Below are 17,157 nucleotides of genomic sequence, written 5' to 3' on the forward strand. Positions count from 1 at the left end.
ATCTCCTAACGGTAAATTTGGTTAAGAAGCGAAGTAATCTGTTCGGCTTGCTGATCAAGCGACCAGGAGAGGCCCAGATACACTGCCACCATGGCGATCCCAAATAGGGCAAATATTCCCCATATAGGAAATCCGCTGCGCATGCCTTGGCGGCCTTTTACGACATTGCGTAGCGGTTGGGTAAGCGCTTCCTCAGGTGGCTGATCAAGCGTGGCTAATTGGTCACCTAACGCGCGGACAATTTGCTCGTACTCATCGCGCCCGTGGGACGCAACGCGATAACGGCCCTCAAAACCAAGGCACAGGCAGAGATAAATAAAGGCCAACATGTCGCGGTAGCGCTGGGGCTCTTGCTGTAGACGCGAGAGAATGGAGAACACTTTTTCGCCGCCCCAGGTTTCATTATGAAAACGTGTTAGCAGCGAGTGCTCGGCCCACTTACTCTGTCGCCCCCAAGGCATCCCCATGACGGCTTCATCAATAAAGGAGCAAAGGACGTAGCGGTAAGCGAGTAGTGTGGCCCGGTCATAGCCCTGCTCAGTTAGCTCAATTTCGATGGCAGCGATCTCGTCGACTACCTGACGATAGAGACGCTCAACATCGCCTGCGCTATCAAGCTGACGGACACGCACCACCATGCCAAGCAAGCTGCTAGCCGCATCCACCAGTGGGTTAAGATTGTGCCCGCGTAGACGAAACCAGTAGTCTTCATCGGCATCCAACTGCTCGGCATGGCTATGGATGAGATGTTCCAGGCCACGCTCATTAATCAGATCTTCATGACGGACTTTGTCGCTTGCGCCACGTGGTCGTACAGCGCGTTGATCTTCGGTTGCAAGATGTTGCATGGCTTAACTCCTGATGGCCCAGAACTGCATTTCCAGTCCTGGAAATTCACCGGCGACGTGGAAGGCAAAGCCACTGGCCCCGTTGAGCATTCCCCACGCTTCACTCTGGCGGTCCAGTTGGAAGTAGCTATAACCAGCGTGGTAGGGCAACTCGCGAGGCGCCACTGGCAAGGGTTCAAGCGGGACACCGGGCAGCTGCAAACTGATGAGGTCACGAATGCGTTCCACGCTGGCAACTTTGGTTTGCTGCAAGAACAGCTTACGCAGCCGCTCGTTGGGCATATCCGCCCGAACGGCAAGAATGAATTCAGCCGACTCGATGAGGCTAAGGTCTGACAGCGGCGCAACGAGTAGACCAAAACGGCGCGCTTGTAGCTGAATGGCGACAGCACGCGGCTCAAGCACGGTGGAAAGCGCCTGGCGGAGCATCTTCATTAGTGGCCGGAAAGCGCGCTCGGGATGGTCGTGATCATAGGCCGGACACTCTGGCGGTAACCGCGATTCATCGGTAAACGTGACTAATTCACAGGCGACTTCGTGCATGGTGTCGTAAAGACGCTCGGGATGAAGCTGGCCAAGCCGGGCAAGATGCTGAAAGCGCGGCTGAGCGCGGTTCAGTAGCTGCAGCAACATAAAATCAGAGACATCGGCAACACCTGCTTGATGCGGTGTAGAAAGACGTTGAGCAATATTGCGCGCCCGCTCACGCATTAAACCGGCCATTTCTCCGACAAAACGCTGCAAACCAGGAGCCGCTTGCACATTCAGCAGCGTGGGCAAGAATTGCTCATCAAGCACTAAACTGCCATCTGGGCGACGCTCGATAATGCGTGCTACAGAAAGGCAGGCGTAACCGCTGCGGTCATCACTCTCTAACAGCAAGCGCGGAGACACCCGCGCCACTTCAAGCTCTGCAGTAGCACCATCGCGGGAGTGAAGGTCACGTACGCTACGCGGGGAGAGACGATAGCGTGCAGGCAGTTCGTCGCCCGGCCAACGCACTTCGCCCACACCGTCGGTGGCCAACGGTAGTCCCAGGTAGACCACCTGGTTGGTAATGCTGGCGTCGCTAATTTCTAGCGGGCTAGGTTCGATATCATCGGCCGGGAGCTGGAACGCAACGCCATCGGGCATGACGCCGCTGGCACGGCTAATAGCAATACGCCCAAAGCTGAGGAACTCGCTATTCAGCTCTAGCGTATGGAAGCCATATAAATAGTGGCTAATCCCTTGGAGTCGTGCATCTATCAACCCTTCTAAACTGCGCTGCTGCTGCTGGAAATGCTGAGGCTTAATAAATAGCCCTTCGCTCCACACCACACGATTTCGGCTGGCCATTATCCCTCCTTCCTTAGTTCTACTTCGCTACCCCGGAGGTGAACCAGTAAGTGGTAATGCTCGCCACGGCTCTTCACCTTGACGACCTTCTTCCACTCGGCCTCGTTGGGAGTTGCATAGAAAGCAATCAGCCCGATGTAACGCGTCTCTTCATCAACGTCGAAAGGTTCATAAAACTTCCACTGCCCAGGCAGCAGCGTAAAGTCATCGTGGGTAAGATAATTAGTACCTAGCGCCTCCTCTAAATCACTATTCAGTTGACCTAGGTCGGCCGCCATCAACATGGAGTCATCTTTTAACTGCAGCACCTGAAAACGCAGCGGCGTCCCTTCACCATCCACATTGGTATTGACGTCTGGCTCAGCAATCATGCTTAAGTCAACGGTGGTGGGCTGATCTTCGGGGTAGCCGACAGGAATAGAGGGGTCGCGCATTACCTGCCACGCTTTGCCCGTGGCTTCACGGGTCGAGGCACAGCCTGCTAGCAGCAGAATGATGCAAAGCAGCCAGGCAAGCCGTGCAATGTTATGCACGTTCATGCCTCCTCCCGCTGCTGGCGACGCACCGATTGGTCATAGGCTTGTTCAAAGACTTCCCAAAACAGTTTTTGAAAGCCTTGTTGACGACCCGAGTTAAGCTCTCGGTAGTAGTAGTGGTACATCTCCCAAGCCCAGCCACCTTCGTCTTCAATGCGATTACCCGCACCACGGTATGCATGGAAACGCTTGAGCAGCGCGTCAGGGGAGAACGCATCAAGTATGGCGCCCAGTGCGTGGCCAATGGCTTCCTCCACGGCGGCTTGATGCTGCCCCTGGTGACGCAAGCACTCTGCGACTGCTTCTGGCGCTGATAAATGTACAGGGCTACGCTGGGCAGAAAATAGGGTCTCGCCGGTCTCGTTATAGGACTGACCAAGGCGCAGAGGATTATCTTCAATCGGCTGTAAACGGCGGTCTCTAAGTGGGTACTTACTATCGTTCTGCGCTTGCTGCAGTAAGCGTAAGCCATCTATAGTCGCGCGTAGGGTGTGCCCCGCTTCTTCTAGAAATGCCTGCTGCTCCTCGCTATCGCGGAAGTGTAAATCAAGGCCTAACCCTCTCAGCAGAGGGTCGGCACCCACATGACCAAGCGATTGCGTTGTTGGCTTTTGCCAGCGATCTTCCAACTGCTCCCCAACAGAGCGCTCCAAATCGTTTATCTGCCGCTCATCCATACCACTGCTCCTCTGCGTTGTTGTGCCTTTCGGTGTTCTGATATCGGGGAGGGTTAAGGCTTCCTCATGGCGCTCTTGTTGCTGCCACTGATCCCGATTATGTGCATATGCTGGCTCTTGAAACTCATGTCCTTGAGAAACATACCCTTGATACGCTTGCTGGCGATGTGAGAGCGGCATTGCCTCAAGCGGTTCCATGACATCCGATGACTTATCTTCGTGGTCTAACGCCACCATCGGGTCATGCGCAATCGAGCCTGGCAGGGCTCCCCCCAAGGCTTCCATCGGGTCGCCTTTTTCTGCTTCATGATGGAAGGTATGCCCGCCCCCAACTGACCAAACAGCGCCTTGGGTCGTGACCTCGTCATGCTCTTCGTCAATTAGCGTGGCCAGTGAGTGAACACCTGGCTGCCACGCGTGGCGATCACCGAGATGTACCTTCAAGCGATACTCGCCAATCATCAGCTCATCACCATCACGTAGCGCAACCTTTCGATGCCGCCCAATTGGAAGCGTCGTCCGGTTAATAAAGGTGTGTCCACTTAGATCTACTAGGCAGAACTTGCCATCGATTTTGGTGATTTCGGCATGGCCGGGCCTAATTCGTCCGCTATGATCTTGCAGTAACCAGTTGTCTTGCTGGCCACTTCCCAGCGTGCCTCCCTCTTTATGGAAGACAAAGCTGCTGGTCGAGCGTCCTTCGAGCTGCTCACTGTTGGTGACCACCAAGGTGATAGCGTCTAGTTGATTGGAATGCATGGATTAACTCGTCATCTGAATGCGTACACGACGGCGCATGGTGTTGCCGCCGCTCTCTGGATCAACAAAGGTGGTCCATCCAAGCTGGCACGACCCGGCATCGCCCAAACGCATGGGCTTTACCTCGCTATCCAGCAATTCAAGCTCGAGGTCGTAGGCCAACGGCTCTCGCAGTACAAAACTCACCAGCGTTTTAAGGGGGCTATGCTCTTCACCATCAGGTAGAAAATCTCTAAATCGCGGCAGGCTTAAACCGCGCAGGCATAGCGCAAATTTGCCATTCACATCCGCAACTCGCTCGCCTGCGACCATGTCACCGCCAAGTGTCATCCCCGAGATACCCATACAACTGCGCTGATCCAGAGGAATCTCCACCCAACGCTGCACCCACTCTTCTATCTGTACTTCGGCTAAGTCGAAACAGTGACCAACAATACCGCTAACCACATCAGGCGAGCGCGACCGTCCAGCCAGGAGGCCCGCATAAGCGAGCATTTTGCTCCAGTTGATCGGTGTTTCACCGCGCAGATCACTGTCAGCGAGCCCAACCAACGCAAATATCGCGGCAGAAAAACCATCTTTCGCATCGTTTTGATAGCGAACGTAGTGGCGATATTTCCGCCAGCTACGATGCACCAGCGTTAAGAGTCGATGGTTAAAGAAGTCGAGGAAATCACCCGCGGCCCCTTCCTGGTGAGCGGCGTTATGCGCCAGGGTTTCCAGGTAGTAGCCGGGAAGCGGCGATTGCGCCCCCTGCAACCCCAGGAAACTGACTTCCATCTCATATTGGCCTGCCTGGTTTTCACTCAGGGCAAGCACATCGCTGCCCGGAAAGCCCAACGACGCTGAGGCGGTATAGCGCACGCGCTGAAATGAGGGCACGCTACCGCCATGCCGCTGCTCTAAATCATCGCCGTGATGACGGTGCAGAAGCTCTACTAGTTGATAAAACTCGTAACGTCGCGCCCCCCGAATAACCGGTGCCAGCGCTACATCAGGGGCTGCTGCCCCACCTGTAAGGTCCATTGATAGCGCTCTTGGTTATGGCGATTAATGACATGTAATTCGTGAAAAGAGTTAATGCTTGCGTACAGCGAAAAGAAGCGCGCCAGCACACTGCCAAACAGGTAGAGGCTGCCCTCATCACCAAAAGCCTCTTGATCCAATGTCATTACCGAGCGCAGCCCACGCACGGGCAAACCTTTGCGCAAGCGATCAACAGACTGAGTGTCAATTTCAAGAATGCCGGCTAGCCTTTTTTGCGCAATCCGTTCTGCTTGCCTGTCCACTAAGGCTCGAAAATCATAGGCACGCAGTACCGAGCACAGCGCATCACGCTCAAGCAAGGAGAGGTAGTTGAGCGACAAATTTGAGATTAATATCCATAGCAGCCCATCATCGAGTGCCGGGCGGAGCACCGGAGTCGGCCGGGTAATATTGCGAAAGGTAGCGTAAGCAGGGCTTTCCTCCGTTGCCACGCACAAATCGCCTATCGTTAGCCGCTCAGGTAACTCACGATTACTACAGGTCAACTGCAGAGAAATCGTTTCACGGCGGCCAAGGCAGGCACGCTCGTCACCCCGAACAAAGGCGATGTCGTGATCAAAACCATCGCTGCGCAGGCTGTCACGCACTCGCACACGGTAGTAGAGGGACTCCCTGCCCCGGTCACGCTCAATTTGATGCTGAAAACTTTCAAACGGAACATAGCGGCGCGGCGTTTCTTGCCACTCAGTACGCCCACCTTCCAGCGTTCCCAGCACGTCATCAACACTAAAAATTTCATAGTGTGAAGGGGCGCGACTATTAGGCCGTATTCGGTACTCGCTGCGTTCGCCACTCAAATCAATAGGCTCAGCATCATGCTCAAAAAGGTTGATCGCTGGCGTACAGTAAAGCGCCAGATGCTCATCCTTCACCCGAGCATCGGTTGGCAAGGTACGTGAAAATACAAAGCGCAGCGTGACGTTACTCGCCGTGTCAGCTGGCAAATAGCGCCCGAGCGCTAAAATATCAAAAAAATGGAAAGCCTCCGGAAAACAGAGGTACTCCTGCAAAATGCGATACCCTTGATGAACATTCTGCGGGTAAGGAAGGAGCGCTTGATCGCGCTCGAACCCAACAGCCTTTAGCGCATCAGAAGGTAGCCGCTGCGTCTGACCATCAATTTCCAGCTCCAGCCGTGAAAGATAGTGACTCATCCATAAATAGAGCGTGCGTGCGGTGTAACCATCACCGCCTAGGTGCAAGCGCAGTGAGTCGATCCCCATGGCATTCAGCGGTTGGTCGCTGCGAACTTCCATCGCTAGTTCTACGATTGAAGACTCCCGCGTATGACGCGCATCCACACCTATTGGCGCCAATGGATAGAGTGTTACTTCATGGCAAGTTCTGAACAGGCATGGCGTGCCCTCTATCGGCTCACTGGCAAGTTCTGTTCCACGCTCAACCCGTTGCTGCTGACTCAGGGAGTACCAGCTAGGGGTAAATTGAACCACCGTCATACTGGGTACAGGCCGCAAATAATTCGGCCACAGCATGCTGATTAGCGAGTGAGTAAGCTCGGGAAACTCATCCTCGACTTTTTCGCGCATACGCCCGGTGAGAAAGGCAAACCCTTCCAATAACCGCTCTACATCCGGATCTGTGCTGCGCTCGGACAAGAAGCGGCTTAAGCCGGGGTTTGCATCGGCAAACTCCCGCCCCTGGCGCTTTAAAAAATTGAGCTCGTCACGATAGTGGCGATTCAGCATTCGTGCCTCTCAGGCATATCAGTTGAGACACTGATAACGCTTGTTGTTAAGCAACAAATCGATAGTCGCTTGAGTGTTTTCTCTGCCTAAAGCGACGGTGGCATGCACCTGAAAGCGCAGTTGCAACGGATCACCATGATTAGGTAATGACTCAACGTCCACACGTCTGACCCGCGGCTCATAGCGCTCAATACACTGACAAATCGCGCGTTGAATATTGCGCTCCAGATCCAGCACACCAATCGTGGCGTCGTTGAAGTCGAGCAAGCCGAGCTCGGGCGCACAGGCGCTGTTACCAGGATGGCTGTTCAGCAAGTCAACTAAGTGGCGTTTGATCGACTCAACAACATCCATCAACTCGTCGGCTTCTTTTCCCAACACGGGTTGATGGGGAGCGGCAAGCCTTTCAAACAAGCGCCCTCCTAGCGGAGCCCTCCCCAATAACCCTCCGCTCTCCGTTGCCATCACTGCTTTCCCTTATTCTTTGTCGAGGCGACCAACAAGCGAGAGTTCGAAGTTGGCGCCCATGTATTTAAAGTGCGGACGAACCGCCATGGAAACCTGATACCAGCCTGGATCACCTTCAACATCAGACACCTGGATAGAAGCTGCGCGCAGCGGGCGGCGGCTTCTGACATCTGCGGGGGGATTTTCTTGATCGGCCACGTACTGACGAATCCAAGCATTCAGTTCACGCTCAAGATCCTGACGCTCTTTCCACGAACCTATTTGTTCGCGCTGAAGCACTTTGACGTAGTGCGCCAAGCGATTAATGATGAACATGTAAGGCAGCTGAGTACCCAGCTTGAAGTTGGTTTCAGCCGCTTTCCCTTCTGCAGTATTTGGAAAAACCTTGGGTTTTTGAACAGAGTTGGCGGAGAAGAAGGCCGCATTATCACTGCCCTTACGCATGGTTAATGAAATGAACCCTTCCTCAGCCATTTCAAATTCACGCCGGTCAGTAATTAATACCTCGGTAGGAATTTTTGCCTGCAACTGGCCAAATGCTTCGTAGGTATGCACCGGCAAGTTTTCGACTGCACCACCACTTTGCGGGCCAATAATATTGGGACACCAACGGTACTTGGCAAAGCTGTCCGTGAGACGCTCCGCCAGCAAATAAGAGGTATTACCCCATAAATAATGCTCGTGGTTTTCACTAACGTCTTCGCGGTAGTTAAAGCTTTTGATCGGATTTTCTATTGGATCATAGGGCGTCCGCAGCAAGAAACGCGGGGCCGTTAGCCCAAGATATCGTGCGTCTTCAGACTCACGAAGACTGCGCCAACGAGCATATTTAGGCCCTTCAAAAATAGCCTTGAAATCTTTGATATTCGGCAACTCTTCAAAGCTTTCAATACCGAAGAAAGAGGGAGCAACTGAAGACATAAAGGGTGCATGCGCCATAGCACCAACCGCTGCCGTATGCTGAAGCAGCTTCATATCGGGTGTGGAGGGCGAGAAATCATAGTGGCCAATAATGCCAGCTACCGGCTCTCCGCCAAACTGACCATAGCCTGCGTTGTAGACATGATGGTAAAGCCCGCTCTGGCTATAATTTCAGTTGCAAACTCAAAATCTTCCAGTAACTCTTCCTTGGTGGCGTGCAGCACATCAAGCTTAATGTTTTCACGGAAATCAGTCCGGTCAACCAGCAGCTTTAAACCACGCCAAGCCGACTCCAACTGCTGAAAATTCGGCTCATGCAAGACCTCATCTACTTGATGGCTAATCTTCCTATCCAGCTCAACAATCATATTATCCACAAGTGACTTGTTGACCTTTGGAGCCGCCTCGCCATCATTGAGCAGCTCTGCTATAAAAGCCGCCACGCCCTGTTTGGCAACATCGTAGCCTTCATCGGCTGGCGCCATACGTGTTTGCGCCATCACTTGATCAAGCAACGAAACATCCTTTTCAGTCTCTGCAACTGCATTCTGTTGCTTTGCTGTCTTACTCATCGCTGTGCCTCGAATTAGCTGATTTGCAATAAAAAAACGTTGCTAATGCTGAAGAATTATTGATCTTTATCTGCATCCAGCAATGCCAGCTCATTCAGCAACTGCTGGCGAGCCTCGTCGTTTTCTAACAGCTTCTGTAGTCGATCACGGAAAGCGGGCACATTACCCAGCGGCCCCTTCAAAGCGACCAGCGCTTCGCGCAACTCAACCAACTTGCGTAACTCGGGCACCTGCTTGGCAACCGCATCAGGAGAGAAATCTTCCAGGGATTTAAAATCAAGATTGATAGCGATGTCTGAGGGCTCATCGCTCTCATCAAGACGATTAGGAACAGCAGTTTGAAGGCTCAACCCCGCCTCGCGCATTACCGACTGAAAGTTGTTCTTATCAACAGAAACAGACTGTCGCTCTTCAATGGGGGTCTCTTCCTCTCCACCCTTAAAGTCGCCTACCACCAACAATTTCAAAGGCAGTTCAGTATCAGCCTGCTGATCGCCAGTCGCTGGCACGTACTTAATGTTGATGCGCTCCTTGGGAGCAACAGTTCCTTGCTTAGCCATGATATTTAGCCCTGGAGAGAGAAGTGTATCAATGTAACCGTGAATAGTTCTCAATCCCGGGAAGGTACCGAATTACATAGTACCTGCCAACTCCGACTTATCTTGAGTAAGAGACGCTTATTGGCCATCACCCAAAAGCATAGATTCAACTTAGTCTCATTTGACAGCATTTTGGTAAAATTTAAACGGAGATAGAAGCATTGCTAATTCAGACTAATAAACTAATTAAAATTTGTAAGAAATTTCTTACAAAATCTATCGGCAATCTCTTACATTGTTTGACAGAAATAACGTACAAAAGACTTTGATAATGCCAATCGACGTTAGAAGGACAAGTCGTTTAAATGTTATTTCTTCAGACAAAAAATAACAAACAACATATTAGCCTTACAAAATAAAACCAAAAACCAGATTTCGTTACTACATCAAGGCTTATCAAAAGTAACATCAAAAAAATCAAGCAACCCATTGCCAAGCAAGCAATAAGCTGCCCAGACCAGGCCATAATTTGCCTAATAAAAATTAATTATTTGCTATATAATAAATAAGTGACTGAAAGAAAAAGATAAAAAAATAATGGCACATTCATTGCCCTACTTAGAGAGTCACGTGACAAACCTTAATTTTCCAGTCAAGGAGCAGACCATGCCAACACCCTGTTATATCAGCATTGAAGGCCAAACTCAGGGCAACATCACATCAGGTGCTTTCACCCCTGACTCCGTAGGCAACATCTACGTTGAAGGCCACGAAGACCAGATGCTGGTGCAAGAATTTAAGCATGTCGTTACCGTACCTACTGATCCGCAGTCTGGTCAGCCGTCCGGTCAACGTGCTCACAAGCCCTTTATCTTTACCGTTGCCTTGAACAAAGCAGTACCGCTGATGTACAACGCGCTAGCGTCTGGTGAAATGCTGCCCAACGTTGAGCTGAAGTGGTACCGCACTTCTGTTGAAGGTAAGCAGGAGCACTTCTTTACCACCACGCTGACCGATGCCACCATCGTTGACATCAACCTGCGCATGCCGCACGCCCAGGACATCCAAAAATCTGAATTCACCCAGTTGATGGACGTGTCTCTGGCTTACCGTAAGATTGATTGGGAACACACTGTTGCTGGCACCTCTGGTTCAGACGACTGGCGCGCCCCGATCGAAGGCTAAGCAGTCGCTCAACGCCTAGTTGATGTCTGACATGCAAGACCTGAAACAAACGAAGCCCCTTCCAACCGGAAGGGGCTTCGTCGTTACTACGGGTATTGCAATAAAACTAAGAGGTTAAACAAACCGCCCTAGACCAACAGCTGAACGTAAACGATCCATCGTGAGTGCAGCTTCTTGCCGCGCCCGCTCGGCACCTTTTTGCAGAACCGCCTCAATATGGGCAGGGTCTTCCATCAGTGCGTTATAGCGTTCACGGGGGGCGCTCAAGTGAGCATTCAAGTATTCAAACACGTGATTTTTAGCGTCGCCCCAGCCAATGCCGTTGGCATACTGCTCGCGTAAACTCGCTGTCTCTTCTGCCGTCGCGAACGCGGAGTAAATCTGGAACAACGTACAGCTATCAGGGTCTTTCGGCTCACCGGGTTCCAGTGAGTTGGTCTTAATCTTACGTACCAGTTTCTGCAGCTTTTTCTCTGGGGCAAACAGCGGAATGGTATTGTCGTAGCTTTTGGACATCTTGCGACCATCCAAGCCATTCAGTAGCTGTATCTTGTCGTCTACCACCGCCTCAGGGAGCACAAAGTGCTGACCTTTATAGAGGTGGTTAAAACGCCCGGCAATATCGCGGGCCATTTCAATATGCTGAATTTGGTCGCGCCCTACCGGCACCTTGTTGGCATTGAACATTAAAATATCGGCCGCCATCAGCACAGGGTAACCAAACAGCCCCATGGTGATGCCTTTATCAGCGTCTTGGTTCTCAGCTTCTTCGTTCTCCGCAACGGCGGCTTTGTAGGCATGGGCGCGATTCATCAGGCCCTTGGCACACACGCAGGAGAGCATCCAGGTAAGCTCGGGAATCTCCGCGATGTCCGACTGGCGATAGAAAATGGCATTGTCGGTATCCAGTCCCAGCGCCAGCCAAGTGGCAGCAATTTCCAGGCGCGATTCCTGCACCCGCTTGGGGTCTTGACACTTTATCAGCGCGTGGTAGTCAGCCATAAAATAGAACGACTGCACGTTGGGATCCTGGCTTGCCTCAATGGCGGGCTTGATCGCCCCGACGTAGTTGCCCAAATGGGGCGTGCCGGAGGTGGTGATACCGGTGAGGACGCGGGTTTTTGCGGTCTGGCTCATGGTTTTCATGACTCTTAGTTTACAGGCTCTTAAGCAAATACAGGTATGATAACTCGCACTCGGTCATGTGGCGAATGGAGTTACTGCCAGCCAACTAGCTGCCAATTACCATTGTTTCCTTCTTCTGGTGTACCGTTTTCGGAGTCTCCAAAGGCGTCAACTAGCAACTCATCGTAAACGACGCTACCGCCGCCACTGACACTCACACTACGTCCTCTTACGCTGCCAAAAAAGCCCGAGCCAGAATTAACCGAAACACCCGTATATGGCGCGTATACATTAGCAACCACACGATTGCTAGAGCTAAAATTCACGCCGTTACCGGCGCCTTTATAACCTGAAAAAAGCGAAAAAGTGGGTTTCCCGTTACTGTTAATGGAATTAGCAGAGGACATGTTAAGCACACTGCCAAAGTCCGTTTGGCCAGCGACGAAGACTGTCAAGCTGCTGTCTGGATCGATAACCAGTCCAGGCCCACCGCCACCCATTGTGAAATCTCCATCTACCACTATCACTACATCCCCACCACTGACCCTTAAAGATGGAGAGCTTGTTAGCCTAAGATTGTTGACTCGGTAAATTGGCGTTTGATTACCCATAAGCGTATTAGTTTCAGGCGACGCATGGGTAACCCAACGGTTAACATTCCAGGTTTTATCGAAGCGCCCCATTTGTTGTGGAGTAAGCCGCCATTCCTCATTTGGATAAGCGCCTACTCTCACATCACCACTTGAAGTAAGCGACATTTGATAACGCTCTATCTCTTCGCTCAGCGAATTACCTGCAAAGTTAGCGGTATCGCAGGGGTGCGGCCCTATTTCTTCAATTTCGGCAATTGAAACTGATGTATTATGAAAGAAATTTGTGCGATAAGCTTCATCAACATGCCCTTCTGGCGGATTATAGGGAGGTTTTCTTGGGCTATTAATATCACCCTGAGCATATACTCCTTTACCTACACTTGCCCCCCAATTCTGAAAATCAATATCACCACCCGACTTTAAAACTCCATCTACACGACCGCTTTCAGTAAAAATAACATCTGCAAAGCTTTCGACATCGCCCTCAACTTTAGAACCACCATTAGCTAACGTGACATTGCCATCCGAGAAAACACTTCCTTTAACCGTGGCAGGGCCAACACTTACCTCACCTTTGCTAGCAACATCACCATGAATGGAGCTGCTCGTATTTAAGTTTACATCACTATTTGAGTTAATACTCCCAAAGACCTGAGAAGACCCATTAAGTATAACGGAGCCAAGCGCTTCTATACCGCCATGAATCTGTTCGCTTCTACCCAGAATCACGTCGGCATTTTCAGCAGTAGTACGTATAAGAGGGATATCGTTATCGGCAAAGCGGCCAGGCTGGCCACTCCACGCCCCTTCACTTGAGCGATAGCTACTGATGGTGGAGCCCCCTGCCGAAGAGACCCCTTCACAGCCGACCACGGGTGATGCAAAGGGATTCTCAATCACGCCACTATCATTGCTACCGGTGCTGTCACCGCTACCATTTTCTTCTGAGTTATCGCCTTCGCTTAATCGTCCATAGGTGGCAGTCGTTTCTCGGTCAGCATTATTATTAGTGCCCTGGTCTCTCGTGACAACCGTTATGGTGCCTTTCTCTTTATCCACACGAATATCAACCACTTTCTCAAGAGTTTCAAACTCTTTCACCGTGCTTAAATGGTCTAAAAAGTCACGCTTAAACTCTTGGTAACAATCCTGGGACTCTTCACACTCTGCAGTGTAAATATTGTCAAGTAAGTCTAGAGATGAATAATTTCTAAACTCCGACATCATACTGTCAGAATTCATCTGCGCCTGAACAGATGCACGGTAATTACCTGCCAACTGCTCGTCAATTAACGCGGTCCGCATGCCCGAGATACCCAGCATCAGCGCACCGGAAAGCAGCGCCATAACAATGATCAAGGCAGCGCCTTGCTGTTGTTTCATGAAGTTGCCTCGCGTGATGTTATGGCCTCTCGACGGTTGCTGACCGTAAAAGTAATTTTATCGCAGCTTAAATCATCTTCCTTTCGACAATCGCCCACTAACAGTGTGAGCTTATACTGCACGCCATCACTGTTAGCCTCAGTCAGCGTAGGGCAGTCCGCCTCACTATCCACTCGAGCCAGATCTACCACCGGCTGTTTTTCTACCTCATCCTGCAACACACAGTAGTAACGGCTTTGACCATTTGAACTACGCTTATCAGACCTAATGGCGTAATCGCCAATATTGCCTTTCCTTCCCTCTTCAGTCAGTATATTAACTGCAAAAATAAGCGCTTCTTGTTTACGGCTTACCTTGTCAATAGTTTGAAACGTTTGGAATGTCGTCAGAAATAGTTGGCCCGCCCCCAGAATAATAACCGCACCAATCGCCATTGCCACCATTAGCTCAACAAGCGTAAAGCCCTTTTGCTTGAGTGCCATTATTGCCCCCCGCCAAGTTGCGGCAGACGAAATGTATAAGAAAATGTATCAGAGGCGGAATCGTCCGCTCGGCTACCCAAATCTATCTCAATGGTAAACTCACAGTCGGTATCAGTCGGCTCGATTCTACCTCCTTGCTCATTAACATTCCGCAGAGGGTTTGAATCACTATCTGCAAACCAATCGGCTATCCACTTCGCTTCAATATCAATATCGTCACAGCTATTTACTGCAGAACTCGTCCACGCCCCCCAAAGCCGCTCCTGGGCATCCACTGCAGCAACGCTGGCTACCGAACGTTGGTACCCAGCATTAGCACTTTGTAGCGCTTTAAGCTGCATAGCCGCCACACCAATGAGCCCTATAGAGAGAACCACCAGCGCGATAAGCGCCTCAATTAAGCTAAAGCCGCGCTGAGAGCTCATGAACCACTCTCCTTCCGACGAATGCTCCCCGTGGTACGGATCACCAGCGTGACAGGTGAAAGCGAGGCATTTCCACGAGTAGGGGCTAACATCAATTCGCAGGGCGAGGCAGGGCAGAGGGAAATATCGGCATCACCTAAGTTCTTGAAAGTGAGCGAAAATGCTTGCTGTGGCGAGGTGATATTGGCTGACTGGCCCACCCGCACCAGCGTAGTCTCATTGTTCGTGCCACTGTGTTCCACCCAATAGCACCCCGCCGAGTAGCGATAGCTACTCTCACCTTCACCGCTTTCATCATTCGCTACCGTTGTTTCACTATTACGACAAGATACTGGACGTCGGGTAGAGGTGGTGGCGTTTGGAGGTGAAAAGAAAACAGATATATCACTGCGCTGTTTTATCGCCTCACTGCGGGCAAAACTGAGCACTGAGATCAGTTCATTAACATCACTGGAAAATTGCTGACGAGCAAGGAAATCCGAAAACGCAGGAACCGCCATCATCGCCATGATGGCCGCGATCATCAGTGTGACCAGTAGCTCAATCAGGGTAAAGCCGGCTTGACCTCCTCGCTTACCAACAAGCATGAGGTAACCTTTCGCCGCTCGAACTAAGCGTAATACTGCTTTCGCAATCGTCGTTTTTATCCGTACTTGCGCTCAACAGATACCCCCTGCCTCCGTCATTAATAGTCAGCGCGATGATATAGTGCCTCTCTGGCGAGTCGGTCGATACATTGTCGCAATTGACGTACGAGTAATTTCGGGTAAAACAACGCTCAAGCTCCGAAGCAGCTTGCATAAGGGCCGCATGGGCGTCAGTTCGTACTGATTTCTGCACATAGCGGGTATAACTGGGGTAGGCAAAGGAGGCGACGATGCCAATGATTACCAGCACAATCATCAATTCAATGAGGGTGAAGCCGCGCTGGCCCTTCAGCAAAGAACGGCCAGAAAAAGAGTGAGAAACATAAGACACGCGGCTCTGCTCCTGTATTAGTTGGCTCATACCGTTTCAGTATGTCGCAAACTAATACGCATTGCATCACGAAGGTTGTGATCAGCTGCTGACAATCACCTTTTCACGCAATTCCTTCGGCATCGAAAAGGTAATGGTTTCTTCGCGACCTTGGAGCTCTTCGGGTAGTGCAGCGCCCAGGGTTTGCAGCTTGGCAATCACGCCTTTGACCAGCACTTCAGGAGCACTGGCACCCGCGGTTACACCAATCCGTGAAACATTATCAAGCCACTGCGGGTCGATCTGATCAGCGTTATCGATCAAATAGGCGGGCGTGCCCATACGCTCCGAAAGCTCACGTAGGCGGTTGGAGTTTGAGCTGTTGGGGCTGCCCACCACCAGGAGTAGATCACTTTGGGCGGCTAGTTCGCGTACTGCATCCTGACGGTTCTGCGTGGCGTAGCAGATATCGTCATTGCGCGGCCCCTGGATGTCAGAAAACTTATCGCGCAGCGCATCGATCACCTTGGCGGTGTCATCCATCGACAGCGTCGTCTGAGTCACGAAAGCCAGCTTGGTTGGATCACTCACCTCCAGCTTAGCAACGTCTTTTTCGTCCTCTACCAAGTAGATCCGGCCGCCGTGGGAAGTGTCGTAACGCCCCATGGTGCCTTCGACTTCCGGGTGGCCTTCATGGCCGATCAAGATGCACTCCTGGCCGCGCTTGGCGTAGCGCAGCACTTCAAGGTGAACCTTGGTCACTAGCGGGCAGGTGGCGTCAAACACCTTCAAACCCCGTCGTTCCGCATCGGCTTGCACCGCCCGGGAAACGCCGTGGGCAGAGAAAATGACGATAACGTCATCGGGCACTTCATCCAGCTCTTCAACAAACACGGCCCCACGGGCACGCAGGGTTTCGACCACAAAGCGGTTGTGGACAACCTCATGGCGCACATAGATAGGCGGGCCAAACACATCCAGTGCACGGTTGACGATATCGATCGCGCGATCCACACCGGCACAAAAACCACGCGGATTGGCTAACTTGATCTGGATGGACTGTGATTGTGTCGGTTGCGTCGATTGCATAGTAGCGCCTTGATGCGTAAGCGGCATCGTTTAGTGAATTAATGCGTTGTCACCGGTTTGACGTCGAGCACCTCGACTTCAAACGTCAGGGTACGCCCTGCCAGCGGGTGATTGAAGTCCACTTCAATACGGTCACCGTCAATGGTTTTGACCACACCGGGCAATTCCGTTCCCGCTTTATCGGCAAACGACATCACCATACCAATTTCTGGGGCTTCATCACCAAAATCGGTTCGTTTCAGGGTCTGAATATTTTGCGGGTTGTGCTGGCCGAAGGCATGCTCAGGGGTTATCTGAAAGGTCCCCTCCTGACCTGCGGCCAACCCTTTAATGGGGTGCTCAAAACCGGGCGGCAGATTACCGTCGCCAAACTCAAACGTGGCCGGCGCTTTCTCTTTGGTGGAGTCCACCAAGGTGCCATCTTCCAGCTTTAAGGTGAAGTGCAACGTCACTTCCATACCTTCATCGATCAGATAGTCGCTCATCGCAGCTCTCAATAGTCAGTTT

At 51.6% G+C, this 17,157-nt stretch carries 17 protein-coding genes and 1 pseudogene; 1 reads left to right on the forward strand and 17 read right to left on the reverse strand.

Features of this window, described 5'->3' with window-relative positions; genetic code table 11:
• Window positions 1-5: 5 nt before the first annotated feature.
• The 9 genes and pseudogenes from icmH to tssB form a co-directional block, all read right to left on the reverse strand.
• Window positions 6-848: a type IVB secretion system protein IcmH/DotU gene (gene icmH, locus ACT3UM_RS19965; RefSeq protein ID WP_498901773.1), complete on the reverse strand. Its 843-nt coding sequence runs from the start codon at window positions 846-848 to the stop codon at window positions 6-8.
• A 3-nt stretch (window positions 849-851) separates the two neighbouring features.
• Entirely contained in the window at window positions 852-2,186 is a 1,335-nt protein-coding gene (gene tssK, locus ACT3UM_RS19970) for a type VI secretion system baseplate subunit TssK (RefSeq protein ID WP_498901775.1), read from the reverse strand.
• Window positions 2,186-2,725: a type VI secretion system lipoprotein TssJ gene (gene tssJ, locus ACT3UM_RS19975; protein ID WP_498901777.1), complete on the reverse strand. Its 540-nt coding sequence runs from the start codon at window positions 2,723-2,725 to the stop codon at window positions 2,186-2,188. The genes tssK and tssJ overlap by 1 nt, the downstream gene beginning before the upstream one ends.
• Entirely contained in the window at window positions 2,722-4,158 is a 1,437-nt protein-coding gene (tagH, locus tag ACT3UM_RS19980; protein WP_498901779.1) for a type VI secretion system-associated FHA domain protein TagH, read from the reverse strand. Before tagH ends, tssJ begins: the two co-directional genes overlap by 4 nt.
• A gap of 3 nt (window positions 4,159-4,161) precedes the next feature.
• The gene (gene tssG, locus ACT3UM_RS19985; RefSeq protein ID WP_498901781.1) at window positions 4,162-5,184 is read right to left on the reverse strand and encodes a type VI secretion system baseplate subunit TssG; all 1,023 of its coding nucleotides are present in this window, start codon (window positions 5,182-5,184) and stop codon (window positions 4,162-4,164) included.
• Window positions 5,148-6,911, reverse strand: a complete 1,764-nt coding sequence (gene tssF / locus ACT3UM_RS19990; protein WP_498901783.1) for a type VI secretion system baseplate subunit TssF — start codon at window positions 6,909-6,911, stop codon at window positions 5,148-5,150. Before tssF ends, tssG begins: the two co-directional genes overlap by 37 nt.
• Before the next feature lie 18 nt (window positions 6,912-6,929).
• Window positions 6,930-7,376 carry a type VI secretion system baseplate subunit TssE gene (tssE, locus tag ACT3UM_RS19995; protein ID WP_498901785.1) on the reverse strand — a complete coding sequence of 149 codons (447 nt, stop codon included), beginning with the start codon at window positions 7,374-7,376 and terminating at the stop codon, window positions 6,930-6,932.
• A gap of 12 nt (window positions 7,377-7,388) precedes the next feature.
• A pseudogene (tssC, locus tag ACT3UM_RS20000) lies at window positions 7,389-8,872 on the reverse strand (type VI secretion system contractile sheath large subunit).
• A 56-nt stretch (window positions 8,873-8,928) separates the two neighbouring features.
• Window positions 8,929-9,432, reverse strand: coding sequence for a type VI secretion system contractile sheath small subunit (gene tssB / locus ACT3UM_RS20005; protein ID WP_498901788.1), 504 nt, complete (start codon window positions 9,430-9,432; stop codon window positions 8,929-8,931).
• A 645-nt stretch (window positions 9,433-10,077) separates the two neighbouring features.
• Between tssB and ACT3UM_RS20010 the strand changes: the two genes are divergently transcribed.
• The gene (locus ACT3UM_RS20010) at window positions 10,078-10,596 is read left to right on the forward strand and encodes an Hcp family type VI secretion system effector (protein ID WP_035580474.1); all 519 of its coding nucleotides are present in this window, start codon (window positions 10,078-10,080) and stop codon (window positions 10,594-10,596) included.
• Window positions 10,597-10,710: 114 nt separating this feature from the next.
• Here the strand turns inward: ACT3UM_RS20010 and ACT3UM_RS20015 are convergent, their stop codons facing one another.
• From ACT3UM_RS20015 to fkpB, 8 genes are all read right to left on the reverse strand, one after another.
• The gene (locus ACT3UM_RS20015; protein ID WP_498901791.1) at window positions 10,711-11,733 is read right to left on the reverse strand and encodes a tryptophan--tRNA ligase; all 1,023 of its coding nucleotides are present in this window, start codon (window positions 11,731-11,733) and stop codon (window positions 10,711-10,713) included.
• Between the two features lie 80 nt (window positions 11,734-11,813).
• Window positions 11,814-13,697, reverse strand: a complete 1,884-nt coding sequence (locus tag ACT3UM_RS20020) for a pilus assembly PilX family protein (protein WP_498901793.1) — start codon at window positions 13,695-13,697, stop codon at window positions 11,814-11,816.
• Window positions 13,694-14,179, reverse strand: a complete 486-nt coding sequence (locus ACT3UM_RS20025; protein ID WP_498901795.1) for a PilW family protein — start codon at window positions 14,177-14,179, stop codon at window positions 13,694-13,696. Before ACT3UM_RS20025 ends, ACT3UM_RS20020 begins: the two co-directional genes overlap by 4 nt.
• Window positions 14,179-14,604 carry a type IV pilus modification protein PilV gene (pilV, locus tag ACT3UM_RS20030; protein WP_498901797.1) on the reverse strand — a complete coding sequence of 142 codons (426 nt, stop codon included), beginning with the start codon at window positions 14,602-14,604 and terminating at the stop codon, window positions 14,179-14,181. The genes ACT3UM_RS20025 and pilV overlap by 1 nt, the downstream gene beginning before the upstream one ends.
• Complete coding sequence (locus ACT3UM_RS20035; protein ID WP_498901799.1) at window positions 14,601-15,191, reverse strand: pilus assembly FimT family protein; 591 nt, start codon at window positions 15,189-15,191, stop codon at window positions 14,601-14,603. Before ACT3UM_RS20035 ends, pilV begins: the two co-directional genes overlap by 4 nt.
• Window positions 15,178-15,582, reverse strand: coding sequence for a type IV pilin protein (locus ACT3UM_RS20040; RefSeq protein WP_498901801.1), 405 nt, complete (start codon window positions 15,580-15,582; stop codon window positions 15,178-15,180). The genes ACT3UM_RS20035 and ACT3UM_RS20040 overlap by 14 nt, the downstream gene beginning before the upstream one ends.
• An 81-nt stretch (window positions 15,583-15,663) precedes the next feature.
• The gene (gene ispH, locus ACT3UM_RS20045) at window positions 15,664-16,650 is read right to left on the reverse strand and encodes a 4-hydroxy-3-methylbut-2-enyl diphosphate reductase (RefSeq protein ID WP_498901803.1); all 987 of its coding nucleotides are present in this window, start codon (window positions 16,648-16,650) and stop codon (window positions 15,664-15,666) included.
• A gap of 38 nt (window positions 16,651-16,688) precedes the next feature.
• Entirely contained in the window at window positions 16,689-17,135 is a 447-nt protein-coding gene (gene fkpB, locus ACT3UM_RS20050) for an FKBP-type peptidyl-prolyl cis-trans isomerase (RefSeq protein ID WP_498901805.1), read from the reverse strand.
• Between the last annotated feature and the right edge of the window lie 22 nt (window positions 17,136-17,157).

It is taken from the genome of Halomonas sp. AOP13-D3-9 (assembly GCF_052379125.1).
In the GTDB taxonomy this organism is placed as follows: Bacteria; Pseudomonadota; Gammaproteobacteria; order Pseudomonadales; family Halomonadaceae; genus Vreelandella.